Below are 20203 nucleotides of genomic sequence, written 5' to 3' on the forward strand. Positions count from 1 at the left end.
TTTTTTCTATCATCCGAGCTTATACCGGCGGTTTTTTTACGCAAAAAAGACCTTTGCCGATATAAGGCAAAGGTCTTGCTAGACATGAATGATTGGCATGCCAACAAAGCCGATGGATATGATCCATGAATTGACGACTTTGTTTCCGGAATATCCGGACGCTACTCCCCTTTGGGATTTCAAGAAATATTTGTTTATACGCTCATAATAAAGCCTGTTTCATCATTTGTCAACGCTTAACTTTTTTAACAAATTGAGAAATTTTTTCTGTTTTGATCCGCTGTTTTCTTCTCTTCAAAAACATCCAAAGAACGAGAAGCAACACAATGAATATACCTAGCGGAAGCATATATTGATCGAGAATGGAACCGACGCTTTTCCAATTTTCCCCGAGTTTCATTCCGAGGTATACGTAAGCAAATGTAATCGGCAGCATCGCTGCATATGTATATAGAGAGAACACCCAGATATTCATCTTTGCAATGCCGCACGGCAAAGAAATCAGCGTCCTGACCCCCGGTATAAAACGGCCGCTGAACGCTACCAAACCTCCGTGCTTCTGAAAGAAATCATCTGATTTCTGCAGGGATTCGGGTTTTATCCATATGCACTTTCCATATTTCAGCAAAAACGGCCGACCGCCCAGCCTGCCGATCCCATATAAGACAAGCGGACCTGAAACACCGCCGAGCGAACCGGCAAACACGGCTCCGGCAAGCGTCATATCCCCTTTTGAGACCCAATAGCCCGCAAGCGGAAGAACAATTTCCGCCGGGATGAATTCTATACTGAGCGCCAAAAAAATTCCGGCGTAAGATAAGCTTTTAAACGCTTCAATTATTGTTATGATGAAATCTTCGATGATCTATCACTCCCGGCTTACGTCTATATTCTGAAACTTAAGAATGATTTTAACACAAAACCTTGAGGCTGAAATATCTTTTAGACATGCCCGTTATAAATGTGAGTCGTTTCAGATCGGTATAGCGGGAGGGAATGACATGCGCAATACAACATCCCGCCTTTCTCCTGATTGCTCGTCTGGCGGCGGTTACATCACTTAAGATCTCTGGAAAAGTTACCCTTCGCGGTAAGCGGCGGCTGACCGGGATTCAGTTCATATGGGCAGTGCGTTTTGCCGGGATCTTTGCCACCGAATCTGTTTTATGGGAGCGGGAAACTCTCAGTCACTACATGGAAATGTGTGGGCATTTCCCGGGGAATGATTCTGTATACTCTTTTTGATTATCATTGATGATTTTCGGGGACTTCAGCGCTTTAAAGAACTTACCGATTCACTGATTGTAAATAGATGAATAAGAATGCGATTTCCTTTTCAGCCGGGCATTACCGCATGAGGAAATGGAACAGCCGCTCCATGAAGCGCCGCATCACCCATAAGTTGCTACACATGGAACGGACCCGTTTATCCACAATAAAGACAAAAAGGAGTTTTTATTCATGCACACGATGTGGAAGGGTTCGATCAGTTTCGGCCTCGTCAATATCCCGGTCAAGCTCTTTGCGGCCACTGAAGATAAAGATATAAAATTCCGCAGTCTTCATAAAGAAGACCATGCGCCGATTAAATACGAAAAAATCTGCACCGGATGTGAAAAGAGTCTGGAGCCTGATGAAATCGTGAAAGGCTATGAGTATGTAAAAGGGAAATACGTCATTATGACAGACGAAGACTTGAAAGACGTAAAACAGGAACATGAAGAAAAAGCGGTTGAGATTGTTGACTTTGTCCAGCTGCAGGAAATTGATCCGATTTATTTTAACCGATCATATTATGTCGGGCCGGGAGATAACGGCACAAAAGCCTATACACTTCTGCGGGAAGCGCTGAGGACGACGGGTAAAATCGGGATTGCCTCCATTACGATCCGCTCTAAACAGCAGCTTGCGATTCTTCGCGTGTATGACAACTGTATCGTGATGGAATCCATTCATTATCCGGATGAAGTCAGAAATGCCGGACATGTGCCGGGCGTTCCTGAGCAGACAGCCATTAATGAAAAAGAGCTGCAGACGGCGATTACGTTAATTAATGAGCTGACAACCGAGTTTGACCCAGAACAATATGAAGACACATACCGGAAAGCCCTTCTCGCCAAAATTAACGATAAGCTCGAACATGAAGAAGCGGGTGTGACACCTGCTCCTGCCGGCCCGCGAGAAGATGTCATTGATCTTGTCAGCGCGCTTCAGGCAAGCATTGACCGGACGAAGCGGCCGAATCGCGAACAGGCTGCACCGGCACGGACAAAAGACACAGCGTCAGCAGGCGGCGGAGGCAAAAAGCAGAAGACGACCAGACAAAAAGCCGGAACGTCTTAATCATGGTGCTGACGATGCAGCCGATTCTGACCTCTGTACCGCCTGAAGGCAGCGAGTGGCGCTATGAGGTAAAGTATGACGGATTCCGCTGTCTTCTCCGCATAGACGAAAGCGGTGTTACATTAACCAGCAGAAACGGACAGACGCTGACGAATCAATTTCCGGAAATCACGGCTTTTGCGGCCCGGTGTTTTCAGCACATGAAAGACAGGTTCCCCATTACGCTTGACGGAGAGCTTGTCTATTTAATCAATCCGTACAGAGCGGACTTTGAGCATCTTCAAATCCGCGGACGTTTAAAACGGACGGAAGCAATTGAAAGCACCGCTGATAGACGGCCGTGCCGCTTTCTGGCATTTGATCTCCTCGTTCTGGAAGGCGCCGGCACCGTCTCATTACCGTATGTGAAACGGAAGCGCGCCCTTTCCAAGCTGCTTAAAGAAGCAAATCTTCCCGCCTGCCCTCATCACTTAGCGGAAGAAGCGATTCAATACATTCCGGAGCACACTGACTTTAATGCGCTTTGGGACAAGGTCGTCCGCCATGACGGAGAAGGTATCGTAGCCAAAAGGGCTTCCAGCGGCTGGTCGGAAAATAAACGGTCTCCCGACTGGCAGAAGTATAAACATATGAAAACGGCTCACGTGCTATTAACCGGATTCAATCCGAAGAACGGGTATGTGACGGCCTCTGTTTTAAAAGGCGGCACCGTCGTCCCGATCGCTTCCGTTTCCCATGGCATGCAGGCGGAAGAAAAAAACGCCGTCAGAACCATTATGGAGACCCACGGAAAAAAACAAAAAAGCGGTGAGTATACACTTGAGCCTTCTATCTGCATGACCGTGCAGTATTTAACCATATTGCAGGACACGCTGCGTGAAGTATCTTTTGTTTCTTTTCAGTTTGAAATGGATTGGACGGAATGCACGTATCAGCAGCTTATCCTCCGCTCTAAAACGCTGCCGCCGAAGCTGCAGTTCACAAGCCTGGATAAGATCGTTTTTAAAAAACATGAAAAAACGAAAGCAGATTTCCTTAGTTATATGGTGAAAATGAGCGATTTTCTTATGCCCTTTCTTAAAGATCGGGCCGTCACGGTGATCCGTTATCCGCACGGCGCGCCTGGCGAATCTTTTTTTCAAAAAAACAAACCGGACTACACGCCGGACTTTGTCTCAAGCGTGTTTGACGGGAGCCACGAGCACATCGTATGCAGCAGCATACCGTCACTTCTATGGCTGGCTAATCAGCTGGCGCTTGAATTTCACGTTCCGTTTCAGAAAGTGCATTCTGAAAGGCCCGCAGAAATCGTCATTGATCTTGATCCTCCGTCAAGGAATGATTTTCCTATGGCAGTGGAGGCTGCGCATGTGCTGAAACAGCTGTTTGACTCATTCAGCATGACGTCATTCCCGAAGCTCTCCGGAAATAAAGGCATTCAGCTCTACATCCCGCTTTCACCGGAAGCATTCACCTATGAAGAAACCCGTGCGTTCACAATGCTCATCGCCGATTATTGCGTCAGGACGCGCCCGGATCTTTTTACGACAGAGCGGTTTATCAAAAACCGAAACGGCAGGCTCTACCTAGATTATTTGCAGCATGCCGAAGGGAAAACCATTATCGCCCCCTATTCGACCCGGGGCAACGAATTGGGAACGGTTGCGGCTCCCCTTTATTGGAGCGAAGTCAACTCCTCTTTAACACCTGATGATTATACGATCGATACAGTAGTGAACCGCGTCAGGACAGAGGGAGATCCGTTTTATGATTTTTACCGGAATCCGCAGGACGGCCCGCTTTCAATCGTGCTTGAGCAAATCAAGAGAAAGAGCTGACGCTTTTTGTCAGCTCTTTTCAGTCTGATACGTGCACATCAATTTTTCTTTGGAAATAAATAAATAGCAGGAGTAAGGAATGTTTTTGAGGGTGAGCTGTTTTGCAGTAAAGTATAAAATCGGAAGATGGGCCGCTTTCTTAAACAGCCTGTAGCAGCCGCTGGACGGTTTTATCACATCAAAACCGAGTCTCGCCGCTCCTTTATGAAGCATTGTAATGCCGACGACTCCCTTAATCTCGTCTTTCCGTTTATGCTGGTTAATATAATCCGCTAAATGAGGCATGGATTGATATACCTTCTGATATAGCATAATCCCCCTTCTGACCGCGCTTTCAATAGGCTGCAGCTCTTTCAGGAGTTTGACATTATGAAGATGAATCTTAACTAACACGTCGTTTTTTTTAATTCTGGTTCCGTCGCTCAGGATGACTTCTTTTCCTTTATATCTAGTCAAACGGACGCGGAATACATTCGATTGCCGTTTATCAATCAGCGTCAGCCGGGTAAAGAAGAAATAAAGCGGATCAAGTAAGTACCATATAGACAGCAGACAGCTTCTCACATGTTCACCTTCTTTATATTCAAAGCACCCTCATATTTTGGCATGGGGCATGTCACATTATGATTGGTAAATAATGATGCCGCCCTGTATCAGCTTATGCAAAAACCGCTTCAGGCTCTACTGTCCGAAACAGAAAAAAACACTCTTCATGAAGAAGAGTGTCTGTATCCGCTTTCTTTTAACGGAAAAGCAAATGCTGGCTGTGAATTCCCGCTTTTTTCAGTAAGGCTATCAGCTGTTCCTGTTCCTCAGGCATAAGTCCTGAAAACGCTCTCGCAATTCTCAATGAATGAATCGGATAAATTTTATCCAAATACTCGTTTCCTTTATCAGTTAAATGGGCGTAAACAGACCGTTTGTCCTTCGGGTCTTGTTCTCTGACCAAAAACCCGTTTCTTTCAAGCTTGTCGATGACATAGGTGACATTCCCGCTGACAAGCAAAAGACGCGACCCGATTTGCTGAAGCTTTTGCGGTCCTCTCGTATAGAGCAGCTCCAAAACGGCAAATTCAGTCGGATTAAAACCGTGTTCTTTACTGTCGCGGATGCTGTGTTCAGACACACTCTTGAAAGCCCTTGCAAAAACTTTGTACAAATTCATCGAACGCATCACTTCTTCTTCGTTAAATGATAATCTCATCATATCTACCCCGTATTTAAGATTTTTATAAAAAAATAATGTAAACCCTTACAATTCATAAGAGTCGTTCTTTGTTTTATATTCTATTCGTGCCGTTTTTCAGAATTCCTTCTTTTTTATATAAAAAAATACCCTTATACATCATTTAATTTGTATAAGGGTTCCGTTCTTTATAGGGAATGTTCCGAAAAAAATACGCGTATTCCTTTCTCAGCTCCGTAATTGTCATGGAATTAAGTATTTCTTTCGTATAGACTCCGATCTGCAGAAGCTTTTTGGAATAATGGTTTCTCTCTTTATCCAATGCATTTTGAAGCAAACGACTCATGACAGCCTCCTTTGTTTTCCGTTATTCTATGATCAGAATAACGCTTTTATATCAAAGACGTATAAAGCCATTGTAAAACTTCTGTAGATTATGATGTTTTTCGGTAAAGACCGTTCTGGACGGCTCTGAGCAGCGGAAAAGCGTGTTCCCCGGCAAGCTGCATGAACGCCTCCAGCATTTCATCGCGTTTCATATCTAATTCAATGATTTCTTTTGCCAGTGAAACCGCTTTTTCTTTCTCCATTCCTATCCTTCCTCCTCATTGTGTCTGTATAATAAGCATAAGACGGGGCACAGAACCATGCATTAACCTTGTCAATTTTTCTGCCGCTTTTTTTCTAAAATTTTCTATTCCGCGTCAGAAAACCTGACAAGCGTCAGGTTTTTTCTCTTTTTTTCTTATATAATATGAGTAAAAGACATCCAGGGGTGGAAAAATGACGACAGACGAACAATCTTACAAAGATAAAAAAGTAATCTCGATCGGCATTGTAAGCGAATTAACCGGATTGTCAGTCAGACAGATCAGATACTATGAAGAACGGAAATTAATCTACCCGCAGCGATCATCACGGGGAACGAGAAAGTATTCCTTCGCGGACGTTGAGCGGCTGATGGATATTGCCAACAAACGGGAAGACGGCGTGCAGACGGCCGAGATTTTAAAAGACATGCGAAAAAAAGAACAGGCTCTCAAAAACGACCCGCAGCTCCGCAAAAAAATGCTGGAAGGACAGCTTAATGCTCATTTTAAGTATAAAAACCGCTGATCAAAAAAGTCCGCCTCCTGTGAGACGGACTTTTTTTATAAAGCATGAAGAAATGCAGTTGCAATGCCGAAATAAATTAATAAGGACAAAATATCGTTCAGCGTCGTAATCAGCGGGCCTGACGCAATCGCCGGGTCAATGTTCAGTTTATGAAGAATAATAGGGACGATCGTTCCGGCCATCGTACCGATAATCAACGTTGCAAGCAGCGATGAACCGACGACAAAACCGAGCGTTAAGTCTTTCTGCCAGACGGTTGCGACAATCGTTATCGCGATCGCACAGACGATGCCGATGTAGATACCGGTTCTTAATTCACGGAAAATCAGTTTAAAAATGGTTTTTTTATTCATTTCTTCTTTAGCCAGTCCTCTGATGACGACGGCGAGTGACTGTGTGCCTGTATTACCCGTCGTTCCCGCGATCATCGGCATGAAAAACGCGAGGGCGACTACTTTTTGCAATGTATCTTCAAAATAATTCAGAATGCTTCCGGAAATCAATCCGATAAACAAAAGCAGAATGAGCCACGGCAAACGTCGGTACGCCGCCACGTATGCTTTCGTATCAAATGTAATCGCCTTACCGGAGGCTGCGAACTTTTCGTAATCTTCATCGGCTTCTTTAATCACGACGTCAATAATATCATCGACAGTGACAATACCGACAAGCACATTATTTTCTTCCACGATGGGAATGGCTAAAAAGTCATACCGCTGGATCAGCCGGGCGACTTCTTCCTGGTCTTGGAGCACCCCGGCCGAGATGACACGCGTAAACATGAGATCCTGCACTTTATCGTCAGGCTCGCCGAGAATTAAATCTCTGTAAGAGAGCACCCCGACAAGCTGCTTGCTGTCATTAATCACGTACAAGTAGTTAATTGATTCTGCGATTTCCGCAAAGCTTTTCAGCTTCACGACCGCATCTTTTACTGTATAATGCTGCGGAATCCAGACGAAGCGGTTCGTCATCATCCGGCCCGCCGATTCTTGCGGATAGTTCATCAAAAGCTGTACGGCCTTTGATTCCTCAGCCTCCATACTGGATAAAAGCTGTTCTTTCAGTTCTTCATCCATCTCTTCCAGCAATGCGGCGAGATCGTCGTTATCCATTTTATTCATTGCGAGAGTGGCTTTCGTTTTACCGACTTTATGCAAAACGGCAAGCTGAAATTCCCGCTCCAGCTCTCCGATCATGTCGGTGATGTCATCAACCGTCATATATGACAGATAGCGGGCCCGGTGCTTTTCCGGCATTTCTTTAAATAAAAATGCCATGTCATAGGGCTGAAGCTCATCTATCATGTTTCGGAATTCTTTTATTTTTCCGTCCCGCAATAAAATGATAATGCGTAATATGAGTTCGTCATAGGTCATGTTTTGGACCATCGGGACTCGTACCTCCTTTACGGAGACGCGCCGTCCGTCAAGGGAAGTGCGGCGGTTTGTCTCCTCATCATGTCGTCACTGGTTATCTGGCTGTATATGGGTACTTCTTCTGACATACTCGAATGGGGAGAATCCATACTCCGCACCTCCTTATCATGCTCAGTCGTGTACGTTTTGAGGCATAAAAAAAACCTTCCGATACGAAGGCGAAAACAAGCACGGCAAATAAACGTGCGGGGCCTCCAATCGTAGAGCTTTAGCACTGTATGGCATAGGACAGCCATCCAGCTGCGTTAAGAATCACCTTATGTCGATGATTCCTGTTGACCCATTGGCGTCTTTGGACATTTTTGGGCAGCAGCGTATCTCCATACAGGAGCCTCACCTAACGAAGTTCTTATTTGAATTGACACACTGAGATTACAGAAAAAAAAGGAATGTGTCAACCTTAAATTTGTGATTTCAGCACATGCCTATAAAATAAACGGAATAAAGGCATAAAACCCTTATTCCGGCAAATCGCTTTCATCCTCTTCTGAAAGGAAATGATAGGATTCATGCAGCATGAGCGCGTATTCCCCTTCTTTCGTCGGGTGCGGTACATACTCAGCCTCGTTGATATACTGCTCTTCCCTTTTCTTCATATGACAGACCTCCTTTTCAATTTTAGATTGTCCAAAAGAAGCTCCGTTATCATAGGAAAGAAAAAATCACTTACGGAGAGGGACATGCAGCTATATTTTTCGGATCGTGAAAAAGTTCCTAAGCAGCCACGGGCCCGGTTTGAAACCGAGCGTTAATTGCCACGCGCCGATCGCCTGCAGTCCGAACTCCCGAACGAGAACCATTTTTTCACTCATGCTCCGTACATCCTCAAACCACACTTCATGCGTTCTTCCATTTTCATCAGTATACCGGAAGTAAGGGGAACGCTCCTGCTGGGAATAACGGATCATTGATTGATGCTTCATCGCCGTTTCCATGGCGCGCTGATTGGAGATGGCGGATCCGATCGTTCCCGGACGGTACGGAATCACCCAATCATACCCGTACAGCGGAACACCGAGAATCACTTTTCTTCTCGGCACCCTGCTGATGGCAAAATTGATCGTTTGCCTGACCTCTGTTAAAGGCGCCACGGGTCCCGGCTCACTGCCGGCGTGGTGCCAGTCGTACGCCATAATGAACATATAATCGACGACGGCTCCGATTCCGCCGTAATCATATCCCCTCAGCCACGGCACTGCATCACTTGTTTTCGCCGGAACCGATATCGTTAACGCGAGCTGATGCTCTGAAAGCCGGGTTTTTAACTGCCGGAGAAATCCTGTGAAGAGATCCCTGTCAGCTTCTCTGACCCGTTCAAAATCGATATTTACACCGCCGTATCCCTTTCTTACGGTTAAGGAGACGATATTGTTGACGAGATTCGTTCTTGCCGCCGGATTTTGCAGCACTTGATGGGCTAATTCCGGACTGAATCCCCCTTCTGTCAGATTCGTAATGACGGCAAGCGGGCGCACTCTGTTCTGCCATGTGGTTTCTATTGCGGTTCTGTCGTTTAAATCGTTCATGATATCTCCGTTCGGGCCGAAATGATATTCAAACAAAGAAATCGCCGAAGAATACGGCGCAAAATCATTAATGAGCTCTCTATCCGCTTCAGGCGTCCGAATGACATAAAATTGCAGGGTTCCCGCAAGATAGTTAGAGATATCAGGGATCTTCACTTTCATACCCGTCCGCAGCCGGTTCGGCGGAATATCCGGGTTTGCCTGCATCAGCTGCATCTGCGGCACATAAGCCTTACCTGCGATAACGGCATACGTATCATTCGGCTGAACCGTATATTCATTAATGGGGATTAAAAGCGCCTGTCCCGGCACGATATTCGTTTCCTCAAGCCCGTTGACGCTTCTGATGCTGTCAACAGGATATCCGTACTTTCTGCTGATGGAAAATAACGAGTCGCCAGACTGCACTGTATGAACAAACATAGATGTCCTCCGTTTCCTTTTGATCAAAAGGGGTCTTCTTATCTTTATGAATGATCCTCCGGTCCGATTCCAAACTCTGTTCGGAGAAAGGCTGTTTACAAATCAGACATGATCAACTATGATGATGTCATCATAAAAAACTGTATAGGAAACGCACTAGGGGTGCTGTTATCGGCTGAGATAAAACATGCGGCAGGCGTGTTTTGATCCCTTATAACCCGATCTGGATAATACCAGCGTGGGGAAGTGCAGATTGACCGGAGCGCAGGGTTTTTCCCCATGCGTTTTCGTTCTGCTGCTGCATATTCCCTCGGATATGCAGTTTTTTATTTTTCATTAAAAAACGGGGGAGGACACCGCAATATGAAACTTACGATCAATCGTCTTTCGTAAAATCAACTCTTTCATACAAACAACTATCCGATAAGAAAGCAGGAGATCACAATGAAAAATTGGAAAATGAGAGAAATTGTCGTCATGTCCGTCATCAGTGTTGTATTTGCTGTCATTTATTTAGTATCAACTCATGCAAGCAATATAGCGGCAGGATTTTTCGGCAGGATGAGTTATGAACCGATTTACGGTATCTGGTTTATCGTCTCGGTGATTGCCGCGTACATTATTCAAAAACCGGGAGCGGCTCTCGTTTCTGAAATCATCGCCGCGTTTGTGGAGTGCTTACTCGGAAATCCGTCAGGACCGATGGTGATTCTGATCGGGATCGCACAGGGAATCGGTGCGGAAGCGGTCTTTTTAGCGACACGCTGGGGGGTGTATACCCTGCCCGTGCTTCTTTTATCCGGTATGGGGTCTTCTGTGACAAGCTTCATTTATGACTTGTTCGTTTCCGGATACTCTGTTTTGAATCCGGGTTTATTAGCCGTCATGCTTCTCATCCGGCTGGTCTCAGGTGCGCTTCTTGCCGGCCTTCTCGGCAAAGCAATCAGTGATGCGCTGGCTTACACAGGAGTGCTGAACGGCATGGCGCTCGGAAAACAATTCAAGAAGAAAAAGAAACAGGTGAACCAAGATGCAGGCATCTGAACCCCTTCTATCCGCCGGCCGTCTTACCTTTTCTTATGATCAGGATGAAAAGCCGATTTTTCAAAACGTGTCCTTTCAGCTCCGCAAAGGAGAGCGGGCTTTATTGCTCGGGCCGAGCGGATGCGGCAAAAGCTCGCTCGCTCTCTGTTTAAACGGTCTGTACCCGGAAGCATGCGATGGGGTTCAATCGGGAACCGTTTCTTTATACGGAACACCTCTTTCACATCTGACAGAACCCGCCGCCAGATCCATCGGCGTCGTGTTTCAAGATCCGGACCAGCAGTTTTGCATGCTATCGGTTGAAGATGAAATCGCCTTCGGCCTGGAAAATTTGCAATATACAAAAGAAGATATGGACGCAATCATCGATGACGTTTTAGAAAAATTAGAGATCACTCATCTGAAAACGCGAACGATCGCTTCTCTGTCAGGCGGTTCAAAACAAAAAGTGGCGCTTGCCTGTATCATTGCGATGGAACCGAAACTCATTATTTTGGACGAACCGACGGCACAGCTTGATCCATATTCGGCACGTGAATTAGTGCGGCTGATCAAAGATCTTCAAGCAAAAAAAGGCTTCGGCCTTCTCGTTATCGAACATCAGCTTGATCACTGGGCGCCGTGGATGGATAGGACAATTGTCCTTGACGAAACGGGTCAGAAGGTGATGGACGGAGAGACGGACGTTATCTTTGAAACAAAGATTGAAGAGCTGATGCAGCTCGGCATTGCGATTCCGCGTGTAATCTCATTGCAGGAGCACGTCAGCATTCCTTTTACCTTGTGTAAAGAAAATTTGTTTCACGAACCTGTACCATCTCTGCCCCAACCCAGGCCCGTTGCGCTTTCAGCAGAAGACGCGCTGAACGTTCACGGGCTGTCATTCTCAAGAGGAGCTGACGTCATTTTTCAGGATGTGAGCTTTTCCGTAAAAAAAGGGTCAATCACCGCGATTGCCGGCCCTAACGGAACAGGAAAATCCACGCTCCTTTCTGCCGCGGCCAAGCTCATCCGTCCGCTGGGCGGAGACATCAAAATAGGCGGCAGACCGATTGATTCCTATTCTGAAAAAGAGCTGCGGCGACAGATCGGATATGTTTTCCAAAATCCTGAACACCAGTTTGTCACAGATTCCGTCATTCAAGAGCTGATGTTCGGTTTTGAAAGCAACAGAGCCGCAAAGGAGAAAGCTCTTCAGCTGTTAACCCGATTCGGCTTGAGACGCCATGCCTCACAGCATCCGTTTTCTTTAAGCCAAGGACAAAAACGCCGGCTCAGCGTCGCGACGATGCTTATGCACAATGTGAACGTTTTGATGCTTGATGAACCGACTTTCGGACAGGATGCCAAAACGGCGCGGGAGTGTATGCAAATGCTCCGTGAGATTCAAAAGGAAGGAACGGCTGTTTTGATGGTGACACACGATATGGAACTCGTCTCGGATTATGCCGACACGATCCTTGTGCTCTGCGGCACGAAACTGGTATTCCGGGGAACTCCCGACGCTTTGTTTTCTGATAACATCGGGATCGCCGAGCAGGCACATTTGGCTTTGCCGCTGCGGTATGAATGGATGAAACACGACAGGAGGCGGAGAAATGAACTTGCGGCTGGAGGCTGTTAACCCGTCAATAAAGGCGGCGGCTGTATTGTTATGCGTCATTATGCTGTCGTTTATTTATAATCCGTACACCCCTGCTTTGTTTTATATCATCATTGCGGGAGGCGTCCTCTCAGCGGGGCGTGTGCCGCTGAAAAAATGGCTGCTGTTCACGATTCCGTTTGTCATTCTGGCCTTCGGTTCTTTATGGACAGCCGCCGTATTCGGAAACGTCCCGACAACCGGAAGCAATCTGCTGTTTAAGCTCGGGCCGATTGCCGTCAACAGTGATAATGCGGCGCTCGGGATTTCTATCGCGTTTCGTATTTTATGTTTTTCTGCTTTGTCGATGATGTTTCTTTTTACAACCGATCCGATTCTGTTCATGCTCAGTCTGATTCAGCAGTGTAAGCTGCCGCCCAAGCTTGCATACGGCGTTATCGCGGGATTCCGGTTTCTCCCTCTTCTGAAAGATGAAATCCTGATCATCCGGCAGGCGCACAGAATCAGGGGTGCGGCGTCTGATTCCGGGCTGAAAGAAAAGCTCTCCGCCTTCAGGCGCTTCACCATTCCGCTATTGGCAGGCGCAATCAGAAAGGCGGAACGCACGGCGATCGCGATGGAATCTAAAGGCTTTACGGGGAGCCGAAACCGCACGTTTTACAGAACTGTTACTGTGCGCCGCGCCGACTGGTGCTTTTTCCTGCTCGTGCTTCTGTTATTCGGCGCAAGCTGGCTCATTTCATTGTTGTTTGTATAAAAACAGGCCGCCGGAGTGATTCGGCAGCCTGTTTTGTTATGTATGTTATTGATGATAATTGAGAGCCTGAGCGAGATTGGACTTGACCGTAATATCTGAGAAATTAATGCCGAGCTGTACGGCGGTTTGAGCGATTTCCGGCCTGATTCCGGATAAAGTGGACGTGACGCCGATCAATTTCAGCGCCTCAATTAATTTAAAAATCTGATGCGCCACCATCGTATCGACAACCACTACACCCGACAGGTCAATTAACAGATGTTCAATCAGCCGTTTTGCACATGTGCTCAGCGTATTCTCAAGAATGAATTTGGCGCGCTCCGTGTCAATATCGCCGACAAGCGGCAGCAGCGCCGTCCGTTTGCTCAGCGTGATAACCGGCGAGCTTAACTCCAAAATCATTTCTCTTTGCGCATTCAGCTGCATTTTTGAGTTATGCTCAGCATGATCGACAAACGTGTAAATCGTAAAATCAAATACTTGTGCAATTAAATTCTCCCATTTCTTCCTTTCTCCCTGAGCAAACGAAGATTCATGTTTATCGGCAAACGCATCATAATAACTGATGTATAGTCTCCGGTTTCTCATGAATTCACGGACCACATACTGGACGGGAGTATCCAGATGCTTCTGGTCTTTCGCAAGCTCAATCACCCACCGCTCGAACTCTTCTAAAAATTCTTTTTCCGGCATGATATACATTTTATTAATATGCCGGTAAAATTCTTTATCCTGCTCCGTCAGTTCTTCTGTGATGACGGGATTTGTCAAAGAATAAATCGAATTAGGATCCGAATCTTCCATCGTTTCGATCCACTCTTTCGCAATTTGATCCACTTGTTCTGAAAAATAGCTGTATAATGCTTCACTTATCTTCATATCTCTTCTCCTTTCCCATTTCCAATTATAGCGTCAGCGGGTCATGAATGAAAATGAAAGCTGTTAAACTATCCATTTATTTGAAATTTTTTAGTACGATAGATTACGCCTTTTTTATGAAAATGCTTCAAATGACTCTTTCCGGCCGGCATGCTCTGCCATAAAATAGTAGCAACACCCTTGTATCCACTCGCAAGCATAAAAAAGGAGGGCTTTTTTATGAATGGTGAAATGCATTTGATTCCTTATGTCACGGATGAACAGATCATGGATGTGAACGAGCTTCCTGAGGGGATTAAAGTGATTAAGGCGCCAGAGTTGTGGGCAAAAGGGTTTAAAGGCAAGGATATTAAAATCGCGGTGCTTGACACAGGCTGCGACATCAATCATCCTGATTTGAAAGACCGGATTGTCGGCGGGAAAAACTTCACCGATGATGACGGAGGCAAAGAAGACGTGATTTCCGATTACAACGGACACGGGACACACGTTTCCGGAACGATTGCCGCCAATGATTCAAACGGCGGAATTTCGGGTGTCGCGCCGGAAGCAAGCCTTTTAATCGTTAAAGTTCTCGGCGGTCAAAACGGCAGCGGCAAATACGAATGGATCATTAACGGCATCAACTACGCCGTTGAACAAAAGGCGGACATTATTTCCATGTCACTCGGCGGGCCGAACGATGTGCCTGAATTGAAAGAAGCCGTCACAAATGCGGTAAACAGCGGTGTTCTGGTCGTTTGCGCGGCAGGAAACGAAGGCGACGGAGACGAGCGTACAGAGGAACTGTCATATCCGGCCGCTTACAACGAAGTAATCGCAGTCGGATCAGTCTCAATCGCCCGTAAATCGTCTGAATTTTCAAACGCTAATAAAGAGATTGACCTGGTGGCTCCGGGAGAAAATATTCTCTCCACCCTTCCCAACCATAAATACGGGAAGCTGACGGGCACTTCAATGGCCGCCCCGCATGTGAGCGGTGCGCTTGCCTTAATAAAAGGGCTTGAACAGGACGCGTTTCAGCGGACGCTTTCTGAGGCTGAAGTCTACGCCCAGCTCGTGCGGCGGACCCTTCCTTTGGACATCGCCAAAACATTGGCCGGGAACGGATTTCTGTATTTAGACGCACCTGAAGTGCTGATGGAAAGAGCCGAACAGGCACAGCTGCTGTCTTTCTGATATTTTTCTCGTATAATGATTGATCAGTTTGTCACATCACCAATTTTTAAATTGTGAGATTTTCTATTGACAGTGATCTGAATAAGCTGATAAGATAACCAACAAATGATGTAACTTTTCAAAAAAATTGAAATACTTTCTCTTATCGAGAGTTGGGCGAGGGATTGGCCTTTTGACCCCAACAGCAACCGACCGTAATTCCATTGTGAAATGGGGCGCGTGATTTTTGCGCCGAGACAATTGTCTCATAAGGCACGGTGCTAATTCCATCAGACGTGATCTGAGAGATAAGAGAGGCTTGCATTTTGAAGTTAAAGCCTCTTTCTCTCATGAGAAAGAGGCTTTTTTGTTACATCTCACTTAAAGGAGGAGACTTAATGACAACAATCAAAACTTCGAACCTCGGTTTTCCGAGAATCGGCTTGAACAGAGAATGGAAAAAAGCACTTGAGGCTTATTGGAAAGGAAACACTGATAAAGAAACGTTTCTTAAAGAGCTTGACGGCTTATTCTTATCAGCTGTCAAAACCCAGCTTGACCAACATATCGATATCGTGCCGGTCTCTGATTTCACCCATTATGACCATGTGCTTGATACCGCCGTCAGCTTTAACTGGATTCCGGAGAGATTCCGCAGCATCACGGATCCCGTTGATACATACTTTGCGATTGCCCGCGGTGTAAAAGACGCCGTTTCCAGTGAAATGACGAAATGGTTCAATACCAACTACCATTACATCGTTCCTGAATATGACGAAAGTATTGAATTCCGTCTGACGAGAAATAAACAGCTTGATGACTACCGCCGGATCAAAGAAGAATTCGGAGCGGAAACGAAACCTGTCATCGTCGGTCCGTATACATTCGTCACGCTTGCGAAAGGATACGAAGAATCAGAAGCGAAAGCGATTCAAAAACGCCTTGTTCCTCTTTATGTGCAGCTTCTGAAAGAACTTGAAGCAGAAGGCGTCAAATGGGTTCAGATTGATGAGCCTGCCCTTGTGACAGCTTCTTCTGAAGATGTCCGCGCCGCCAAAGACCTCTATGAAGCGATCACAAAAGAGCTTTCAGGACTGAATGTCCTCCTGCAGACATACTTCGATTCGGTTGATGCATATGAAGAACTCGTTTCTTATCCTGTACAAGGAATCGGACTTGATTTCGTGCATGATAAAGGCAGAAACCTTGAGCAATTGAAAAAGCACGGCTTCCCGAAAGATAAAGTGCTGGCAGCCGGTGTGGTCGACGGCCGGAACATTTGGAAAATCGATGTTGAAGAACGCCTTGATGCAGCTTTGGATATCCTCAGCCACGCTGATGTTGAGGAGTTATGGATTCAGCCTTCAAGCAGTCTTCTGCACGTGCCGGTGGCGAAACACCCTGACGAGCATCTTGAAAAGGATTTGCTGAACGGCCTGTCATACGCTAAAGAAAAACTGGCGGAACTCGGCGTCTTAAAAGAAGGGCTTCTGTCCGGCAAAGCGGCCGTCAATGAGCAGATCGAAGAATCAAAAGCGGCACTTAAGGCTTTAAAAGCATTCGCAACAGGAGCGAACTCAGCTCAAAAAGAAGAGCTGAATCAGCTGACGGAAAAAGACTTCTCCCGTCCGGCAAGCTTTGAAGAACGATTGGCGCTGCAGAATGAATCACTCGGTCTTCCTCTTCTGCCGACGACGACAATCGGAAGCTTCCCTCAATCTGCCGAGGTGCGGAGCGCACGGCAAAAATGGCGGAAAAAAGATTGGACGGATGAACAGTACCAAGCCTTTATTAATGCGGAAACGAAGCGCTGGGTTGACATTCAGGAAGAAATCGGCTTAGACGTGCTCGTTCACGGAGAATTTGAGCGGACGGATATGGTCGAATACTTCGGTGAAAAACTGGCCGGATTCGCCTTTACGAAATATGCATGGGTGCAGTCTTACGGTTCACGCTGCGTACGTCCGCCTGTCATTTTCGGAGATGTCGAATTTATCGAACCGATGACGGTAAAAGATACGGTCTACGCCCAATCGCTGACTGAAAAACACATGAAAGGCATGCTGACGGGACCTGTCACCATCTTAAACTGGTCATTCCCGCGTGTGGATATTTCAAGAAAAGAAATCGCCTTCCAGATCGGGCTTGCGCTCAGAAAAGAAGTAAAAGCGCTTGAAGATGCCGGTATTCAGATTATCCAAGTGGATGAACCCGCGCTCCGCGAAGGACTTCCGTTAAAAACGCAGGATTGGGATGAATATTTAACTTGGGCCGCAGAAGCATTCCGGTTAACGACATCTTCTGTGCGAAACGAGACGCAGATTCATACGCATATGTGTTACAGCAACTTTGAAGATATCGTAGATACGATCAATGATCTTGACGCGGATGTCATTACAATCGAACACAGCAGAAGCCACGGAGGATTTTTAGAGTACCTGAAAGAACATCCTTACGTGAAAGGCCTCGGACTCGGTGTATACGACATTCACAGCCCGCGTGTGCCGGCAACTGAAGAAATCTATCAAATTATTGATGACGCGCTTGAAGTGTGTCCGACTGACCGCTTCTGGGTAAACCCGGACTGCGGACTGAAAACAAGACAGCAGGAAGAAACCGTTGCGGCATTAAAAAATATGGTCGACGCCGCGAAACAGGCACGAAAAAAACAAGCTCAGCTTGTATAATGAAAACAGCCATCCGTAAATTGCGGGTGGCTGTTTTTTCTGGGCATGCTACTTATTCTGCAGCGCTTCTGCAAGTTCATACAATGAATCATACTGCTTCATTTGATAGCCCCGCCCCTCTTTTTGCAAATACCCTTTTTGGCAGAATTGCGTCAGCACATGCAAGAGATGACGGTAAGATACACCCAAATAATCACAGACCGTTACGTGCTTCTCTTTATAAACCCCTTTATAAGCCGTCTGCAAAATAAAATCAGCAAGCCGGTTTTCAAGCGGGAACGCCAGACTTTGTGAATATTTCGAAGCCATAAGCGTTGCCTTAGCACTTAAAAACTTAGCCAGCTCACGCAGGAATTTCGCATCCTGCAGCAATTGCGCGCGGCAGCGGTAAATAGGCAGAGCAAAACAAACAGTCTTCGCTGAGGCTTGAATTCCTTTTGTGTAATACCCTTCATGTAATAGTTCCATCTCTCCGATGTAATCATTTTTGTTGATAAAATTAATTAAAGAGACTTTCCCGTTTTGGTGGGTTACATATATTTTCGCTTTTCCTTCAATCACGTAAAACAGGAAGTCAGGTCTCCTGCCCTCTTGAATAATCCATTCGTCCCGCTCATATTCGCGCACTTCCATAAACTCTTCAGCGGGGAAAGAGAATAAATGCGCGATTGAGTGTTTTTTTAACTGATGCCGCTTTTTCTCGCCTTTATAAATTTCCATCGTCCACCCCAAAAATATGAGATATCTCATATTGTCTTTATGTCCTTACATGATAACATGCCAATGAAAGGAGGAACGGGAATGAAAGCATATCGCTGGATGAGTCTGCATTTTTTTTGTTTTTTTATGACATGGGGTGTTTTTCTGCCCTATTGGACGGGATGGATGGTGCATATAAAAGGGGTTTCCGTATCCGAAGCCAGTTTCATTATGAGTCTGGGCCTGGCGGCAAGAGGGATTTCCACATTATTTTTCTTCCCTTATTTATCAGGAAAATTCAGCAGCAAAGCCTTATTAAACGGCGCCAGAATCGGGACGCTTCTCGCACTTTTATGTTATATTCCCGCTGATTCTTTTCAAAGCCTGCTTCTTGTCACATTAGTGCTGCATGTGTTCTATCCGGCTTTAATGCCTGCTTTAGACACCGCTTGCGGCGTCCTTGTACAGCATAACGAATTAAAGGCTTATGGGACTAGCCGGCAGTGGGGGTCTGCGGGTTTTGTTTCAGCCGGCGTCATCCTGTCCGTCTTTACAGGTATATTCGGAGACCAAGCGATTTTATGGGCACTGCTTTTGGGCGCCCTGATATTCGCATGCCTCAGCTTTATGCATGCGCCAGCTGTTCTTTCAAAACGGCCGGAAACAGACCGCGCAAGAAAAGAGGGCATGTTTGCCTTATTTCGCATCAAATATTTCGGTCTGGTGCTCGCAATCGTTATCTTACTGCAGGCGGCACATGCATCTTACTACAATTACGGTTATCTCTTTTTGCAGGAAATCGATGCGCCCGCATATGCCATCGGAATCATCATCAACATCGCCGTTATCGCGGAGATTATCTTCTTTGCAATCGCTGACCGATACTTTCATCAATTTACGGCAGGCTCTTTGCTCGCCCTGGCGGCGCTTGGTGCTACCGTACGCTGGTTACTCGTATTTGCCTTTCCGCATGTCATCATTTTCTGTATTGCGCAGACGCTGCATGCCTGTTCATTCGCGATGGGACACTATGCATTTATGAAATACTTAATTAAAAATATTTCACCCGCGCAAATCCCGAAAGCCCAAGGCATATATTCAGCGCTTGCTCTCAGCTGGAGCACTGCGGTATTTACTATTTTCGGAGGTTTTTTATATGAAATTGAACCCCGGTATGCCTTTATCGGAATGATTGTTTGTACGATACCGTCCATGCTTCTCGCCCTTTTATACAGAAAACTTGAAATGAAAAAGAGCGTTTTTGCAGGAAACGCACAAGATATATAGCCATCGCTTTATAGACGATCACATGTCCCGCTGTCATTTTGACGATTTGCGAATGCTGTGCGATGTATTTTCTCTATATTTAAAGTATTTCCTTCATATATGATGAAAGTAATGAAGGGAATTCGTTCAGAAACTTGGACAGAATCAGTGAATATAATGATACAGTACTGCTTACGCTCATTTGGGGGAACTTTGTTCGTAATAAAATGATTTTCAGC

At 46.0% G+C, this 20203-nt stretch carries 19 protein-coding genes and 3 riboswitches; of the genes, 9 read left to right on the forward strand and 10 right to left on the reverse strand.

Translation table 11 applies throughout. From position 1 onward, the window contains the following. Window positions 1–229 precede the first annotated feature (229 nt). Window positions 230–799 (reverse strand): DedA family protein, encoded by a 570-nt coding sequence (locus ACWJJ5_RS07625; RefSeq protein WP_025851722.1) that lies wholly within the window; start codon window positions 797–799, stop codon window positions 230–232. 662 nt (window positions 800–1461) lie between these two features. On the opposite strand from ACWJJ5_RS07625, the gene ku reads away from it, so the two are divergent. Together ku and ACWJJ5_RS07635 are read left to right on the forward strand one after the other, a co-directional pair. Further along, a complete protein-coding gene (gene ku, locus ACWJJ5_RS07630; protein ID WP_025851726.1) occupies window positions 1462–2343 on the forward strand; it encodes a non-homologous end joining protein Ku in 882 nt (293 codons plus the stop codon). Between the two features lie 2 nt (window positions 2344–2345). Continuing rightward, on the forward strand, window positions 2346–4181 hold the full coding sequence (locus ACWJJ5_RS07635) for a DNA ligase D (protein WP_025851728.1): 1836 nt from the start codon (window positions 2346–2348) through the stop codon (window positions 4179–4181). Between the two features lie 9 nt (window positions 4182–4190). Here ACWJJ5_RS07635 and ACWJJ5_RS07640 read toward each other — a convergent pair whose 3' ends face one another. The 4 genes from ACWJJ5_RS07640 to ACWJJ5_RS07655 all read right to left on the reverse strand — a co-directional run bounded on the left by ACWJJ5_RS07640 (window position 4191) and on the right by ACWJJ5_RS07655 (window position 5957). Further along, complete coding sequence (locus tag ACWJJ5_RS07640; protein WP_003154727.1) at window positions 4191–4745, reverse strand: YkoP family protein; 555 nt, start codon at window positions 4743–4745, stop codon at window positions 4191–4193. A 178-nt stretch (window positions 4746–4923) separates the two neighbouring features. Continuing rightward, window positions 4924–5388, reverse strand: coding sequence for a MarR family winged helix-turn-helix transcriptional regulator (locus tag ACWJJ5_RS07645; protein WP_007610911.1), 465 nt, complete (start codon window positions 5386–5388; stop codon window positions 4924–4926). A 142-nt stretch (window positions 5389–5530) separates the two neighbouring features. Continuing rightward, window positions 5531–5713 (reverse strand): Fur-regulated basic protein FbpA, encoded by a 183-nt coding sequence (locus ACWJJ5_RS07650; protein ID WP_003154731.1) that lies wholly within the window; start codon window positions 5711–5713, stop codon window positions 5531–5533. A gap of 88 nt (window positions 5714–5801) precedes the next feature. Continuing rightward, the gene (locus ACWJJ5_RS07655) at window positions 5802–5957 is read right to left on the reverse strand and encodes a hypothetical protein (protein ID WP_003154733.1); all 156 of its coding nucleotides are present in this window, start codon (window positions 5955–5957) and stop codon (window positions 5802–5804) included. Window positions 5958–6150: 193 nt separating this feature from the next. Between ACWJJ5_RS07655 and tnrA the strand changes: the two genes are divergently transcribed. Then, window positions 6151–6483 (forward strand): MerR family transcriptional regulator TnrA, encoded by a 333-nt coding sequence (tnrA, locus tag ACWJJ5_RS07660; RefSeq protein WP_003154734.1) that lies wholly within the window; start codon window positions 6151–6153, stop codon window positions 6481–6483. Between the two features lie 35 nt (window positions 6484–6518). On the opposite strand, the gene mgtE is transcribed toward tnrA, so the two are convergent. The 3 genes from mgtE to ACWJJ5_RS07675 form a co-directional block, all read right to left on the reverse strand. Then, a complete protein-coding gene (gene mgtE / locus ACWJJ5_RS07665; protein WP_014304888.1) occupies window positions 6519–7874 on the reverse strand; it encodes a magnesium transporter in 1356 nt (451 codons plus the stop codon). A gap of 234 nt (window positions 7875–8108) precedes the next feature. After that, window positions 8109–8274, reverse strand: a riboswitch (M-box (ykoK) riboswitch). Window positions 8275–8380: 106 nt separating this feature from the next. Continuing rightward, the gene (locus tag ACWJJ5_RS07670; protein ID WP_003154740.1) at window positions 8381–8518 is read right to left on the reverse strand and encodes a transcriptional regulator SplA domain-containing protein; all 138 of its coding nucleotides are present in this window, start codon (window positions 8516–8518) and stop codon (window positions 8381–8383) included. Between the two features lie 90 nt (window positions 8519–8608). Further along, window positions 8609–9871 (reverse strand): glycoside hydrolase family 18 protein, encoded by a 1263-nt coding sequence (locus ACWJJ5_RS07675; protein WP_070081707.1) that lies wholly within the window; start codon window positions 9869–9871, stop codon window positions 8609–8611. A gap of 148 nt (window positions 9872–10019) precedes the next feature. Then, window positions 10020–10133, forward strand: a riboswitch (TPP riboswitch). 182 nt (window positions 10134–10315) lie between these two features. Between ACWJJ5_RS07675 and ACWJJ5_RS07680 the strand changes: the two genes are divergently transcribed. The 3 genes from ACWJJ5_RS07680 to ACWJJ5_RS07690 are packed head-to-tail and all read left to right on the forward strand — an operon-like array spanning window position 10316 to window position 13275. Then, window positions 10316–10915, forward strand: coding sequence for an ECF transporter S component (locus ACWJJ5_RS07680; protein ID WP_146276626.1), 600 nt, complete (start codon window positions 10316–10318; stop codon window positions 10913–10915). Next, complete coding sequence (locus tag ACWJJ5_RS07685) at window positions 10902–12539, forward strand: ABC transporter ATP-binding protein (protein ID WP_454022322.1); 1638 nt, start codon at window positions 10902–10904, stop codon at window positions 12537–12539. The genes ACWJJ5_RS07680 and ACWJJ5_RS07685 overlap by 14 nt, the downstream gene beginning before the upstream one ends. Beyond that, window positions 12514–13275, forward strand: coding sequence for an energy-coupling factor transporter transmembrane component T family protein (locus ACWJJ5_RS07690; protein WP_146276622.1), 762 nt, complete (start codon window positions 12514–12516; stop codon window positions 13273–13275). Before ACWJJ5_RS07685 ends, ACWJJ5_RS07690 begins: the two co-directional genes overlap by 26 nt. A gap of 45 nt (window positions 13276–13320) precedes the next feature. Here the strand turns inward: ACWJJ5_RS07690 and ACWJJ5_RS07695 are convergent, their stop codons facing one another. Beyond that, window positions 13321–14154: an STAS domain-containing protein gene (locus ACWJJ5_RS07695; protein WP_146276620.1), complete on the reverse strand. Its 834-nt coding sequence runs from the start codon at window positions 14152–14154 to the stop codon at window positions 13321–13323. Between the two features lie 219 nt (window positions 14155–14373). Here ACWJJ5_RS07695 and ACWJJ5_RS07700 point away from each other — a divergent pair, with 219 nt between their 5' ends. Both ACWJJ5_RS07700 and metE read left to right on the forward strand, forming a co-directional pair. Next, window positions 14374–15333, forward strand: a complete 960-nt coding sequence (locus ACWJJ5_RS07700) for a S8 family peptidase (protein WP_025851741.1) — start codon at window positions 14374–14376, stop codon at window positions 15331–15333. Between the two features lie 139 nt (window positions 15334–15472). Further along, window positions 15473–15627: riboswitch (SAM riboswitch) on the forward strand. A gap of 83 nt (window positions 15628–15710) precedes the next feature. Further along, the gene (gene metE / locus ACWJJ5_RS07705; protein WP_077722117.1) at window positions 15711–17999 is read left to right on the forward strand and encodes a 5-methyltetrahydropteroyltriglutamate--homocysteine S-methyltransferase; all 2289 of its coding nucleotides are present in this window, start codon (window positions 15711–15713) and stop codon (window positions 17997–17999) included. Between the two features lie 48 nt (window positions 18000–18047). On the opposite strand, the gene yeiL is transcribed toward metE, so the two are convergent. Then, window positions 18048–18719, reverse strand: a complete 672-nt coding sequence (gene yeiL / locus ACWJJ5_RS07710; RefSeq protein WP_094247004.1) for a transcriptional regulator YeiL — start codon at window positions 18717–18719, stop codon at window positions 18048–18050. 81 nt (window positions 18720–18800) lie between these two features. On the opposite strand from yeiL, the gene ACWJJ5_RS07715 reads away from it, so the two are divergent. Then, the gene (locus ACWJJ5_RS07715) at window positions 18801–19985 is read left to right on the forward strand and encodes an MFS transporter (protein ID WP_146283593.1); all 1185 of its coding nucleotides are present in this window, start codon (window positions 18801–18803) and stop codon (window positions 19983–19985) included. The last annotated feature ends 218 nt before the right edge of the window (window positions 19986–20203 follow it).

This window comes from Bacillus sp. JK74 (assembly GCF_053663395.1).

Excerpts from the sequence above, each read along its gene's own strand:
- tnrA (WP_003154734.1), top strand. The coding sequence starts at position 6,151 with ATGACGACAGACGAACAATCTTACAAAGATAAAAAAGTAATCTCGATC.
- ACWJJ5_RS07675 (WP_070081707.1), bottom strand. The coding sequence starts at position 9,871 with ATGTTTGTTCATACAGTGCAGTCTGGCGACTCGTTATTTTCCATCAGC.
- yeiL (WP_094247004.1), bottom strand. The coding sequence starts at position 18,719 with ATGGAAATTTATAAAGGCGAGAAAAAGCGGCATCAGTTAAAAAAACAC.
- metE (WP_077722117.1), top strand. The coding sequence starts at position 15,711 with ATGACAACAATCAAAACTTCGAACCTCGGTTTTCCGAGAATCGGCTTG.
- ku (WP_025851726.1), top strand. The coding sequence starts at position 1,462 with ATGCACACGATGTGGAAGGGTTCGATCAGTTTCGGCCTCGTCAATATC.
- ACWJJ5_RS07650 (WP_003154731.1), bottom strand. The coding sequence starts at position 5,713 with ATGAGTCGTTTGCTTCAAAATGCATTGGATAAAGAGAGAAACCATTAT.
- ACWJJ5_RS07635 (WP_025851728.1), top strand. The coding sequence starts at position 2,346 with ATGGTGCTGACGATGCAGCCGATTCTGACCTCTGTACCGCCTGAAGGC.
- ACWJJ5_RS07680 (WP_146276626.1), top strand. The coding sequence starts at position 10,316 with ATGAAAAATTGGAAAATGAGAGAAATTGTCGTCATGTCCGTCATCAGT.
- ACWJJ5_RS07715 (WP_146283593.1), top strand. The coding sequence starts at position 18,801 with ATGAAAGCATATCGCTGGATGAGTCTGCATTTTTTTTGTTTTTTTATG.
- ACWJJ5_RS07685 (WP_454022322.1), top strand. The coding sequence starts at position 10,902 with ATGCAGGCATCTGAACCCCTTCTATCCGCCGGCCGTCTTACCTTTTCT.
- mgtE (WP_014304888.1), bottom strand. The coding sequence starts at position 7,874 with ATGGTCCAAAACATGACCTATGACGAACTCATATTACGCATTATCATT.
- ACWJJ5_RS07695 (WP_146276620.1), bottom strand. The coding sequence starts at position 14,154 with ATGAAGATAAGTGAAGCATTATACAGCTATTTTTCAGAACAAGTGGAT.
- ACWJJ5_RS07690 (WP_146276622.1), top strand. The coding sequence starts at position 12,514 with ATGAACTTGCGGCTGGAGGCTGTTAACCCGTCAATAAAGGCGGCGGCT.
- ACWJJ5_RS07655 (WP_003154733.1), bottom strand. The coding sequence starts at position 5,957 with ATGGAGAAAGAAAAAGCGGTTTCACTGGCAAAAGAAATCATTGAATTA.
- ACWJJ5_RS07645 (WP_007610911.1), bottom strand. The coding sequence starts at position 5,388 with ATGATGAGATTATCATTTAACGAAGAAGAAGTGATGCGTTCGATGAAT.
- ACWJJ5_RS07670 (WP_003154740.1), bottom strand. The coding sequence starts at position 8,518 with ATGAAGAAAAGGGAAGAGCAGTATATCAACGAGGCTGAGTATGTACCG.
- ACWJJ5_RS07700 (WP_025851741.1), top strand. The coding sequence starts at position 14,374 with ATGAATGGTGAAATGCATTTGATTCCTTATGTCACGGATGAACAGATC.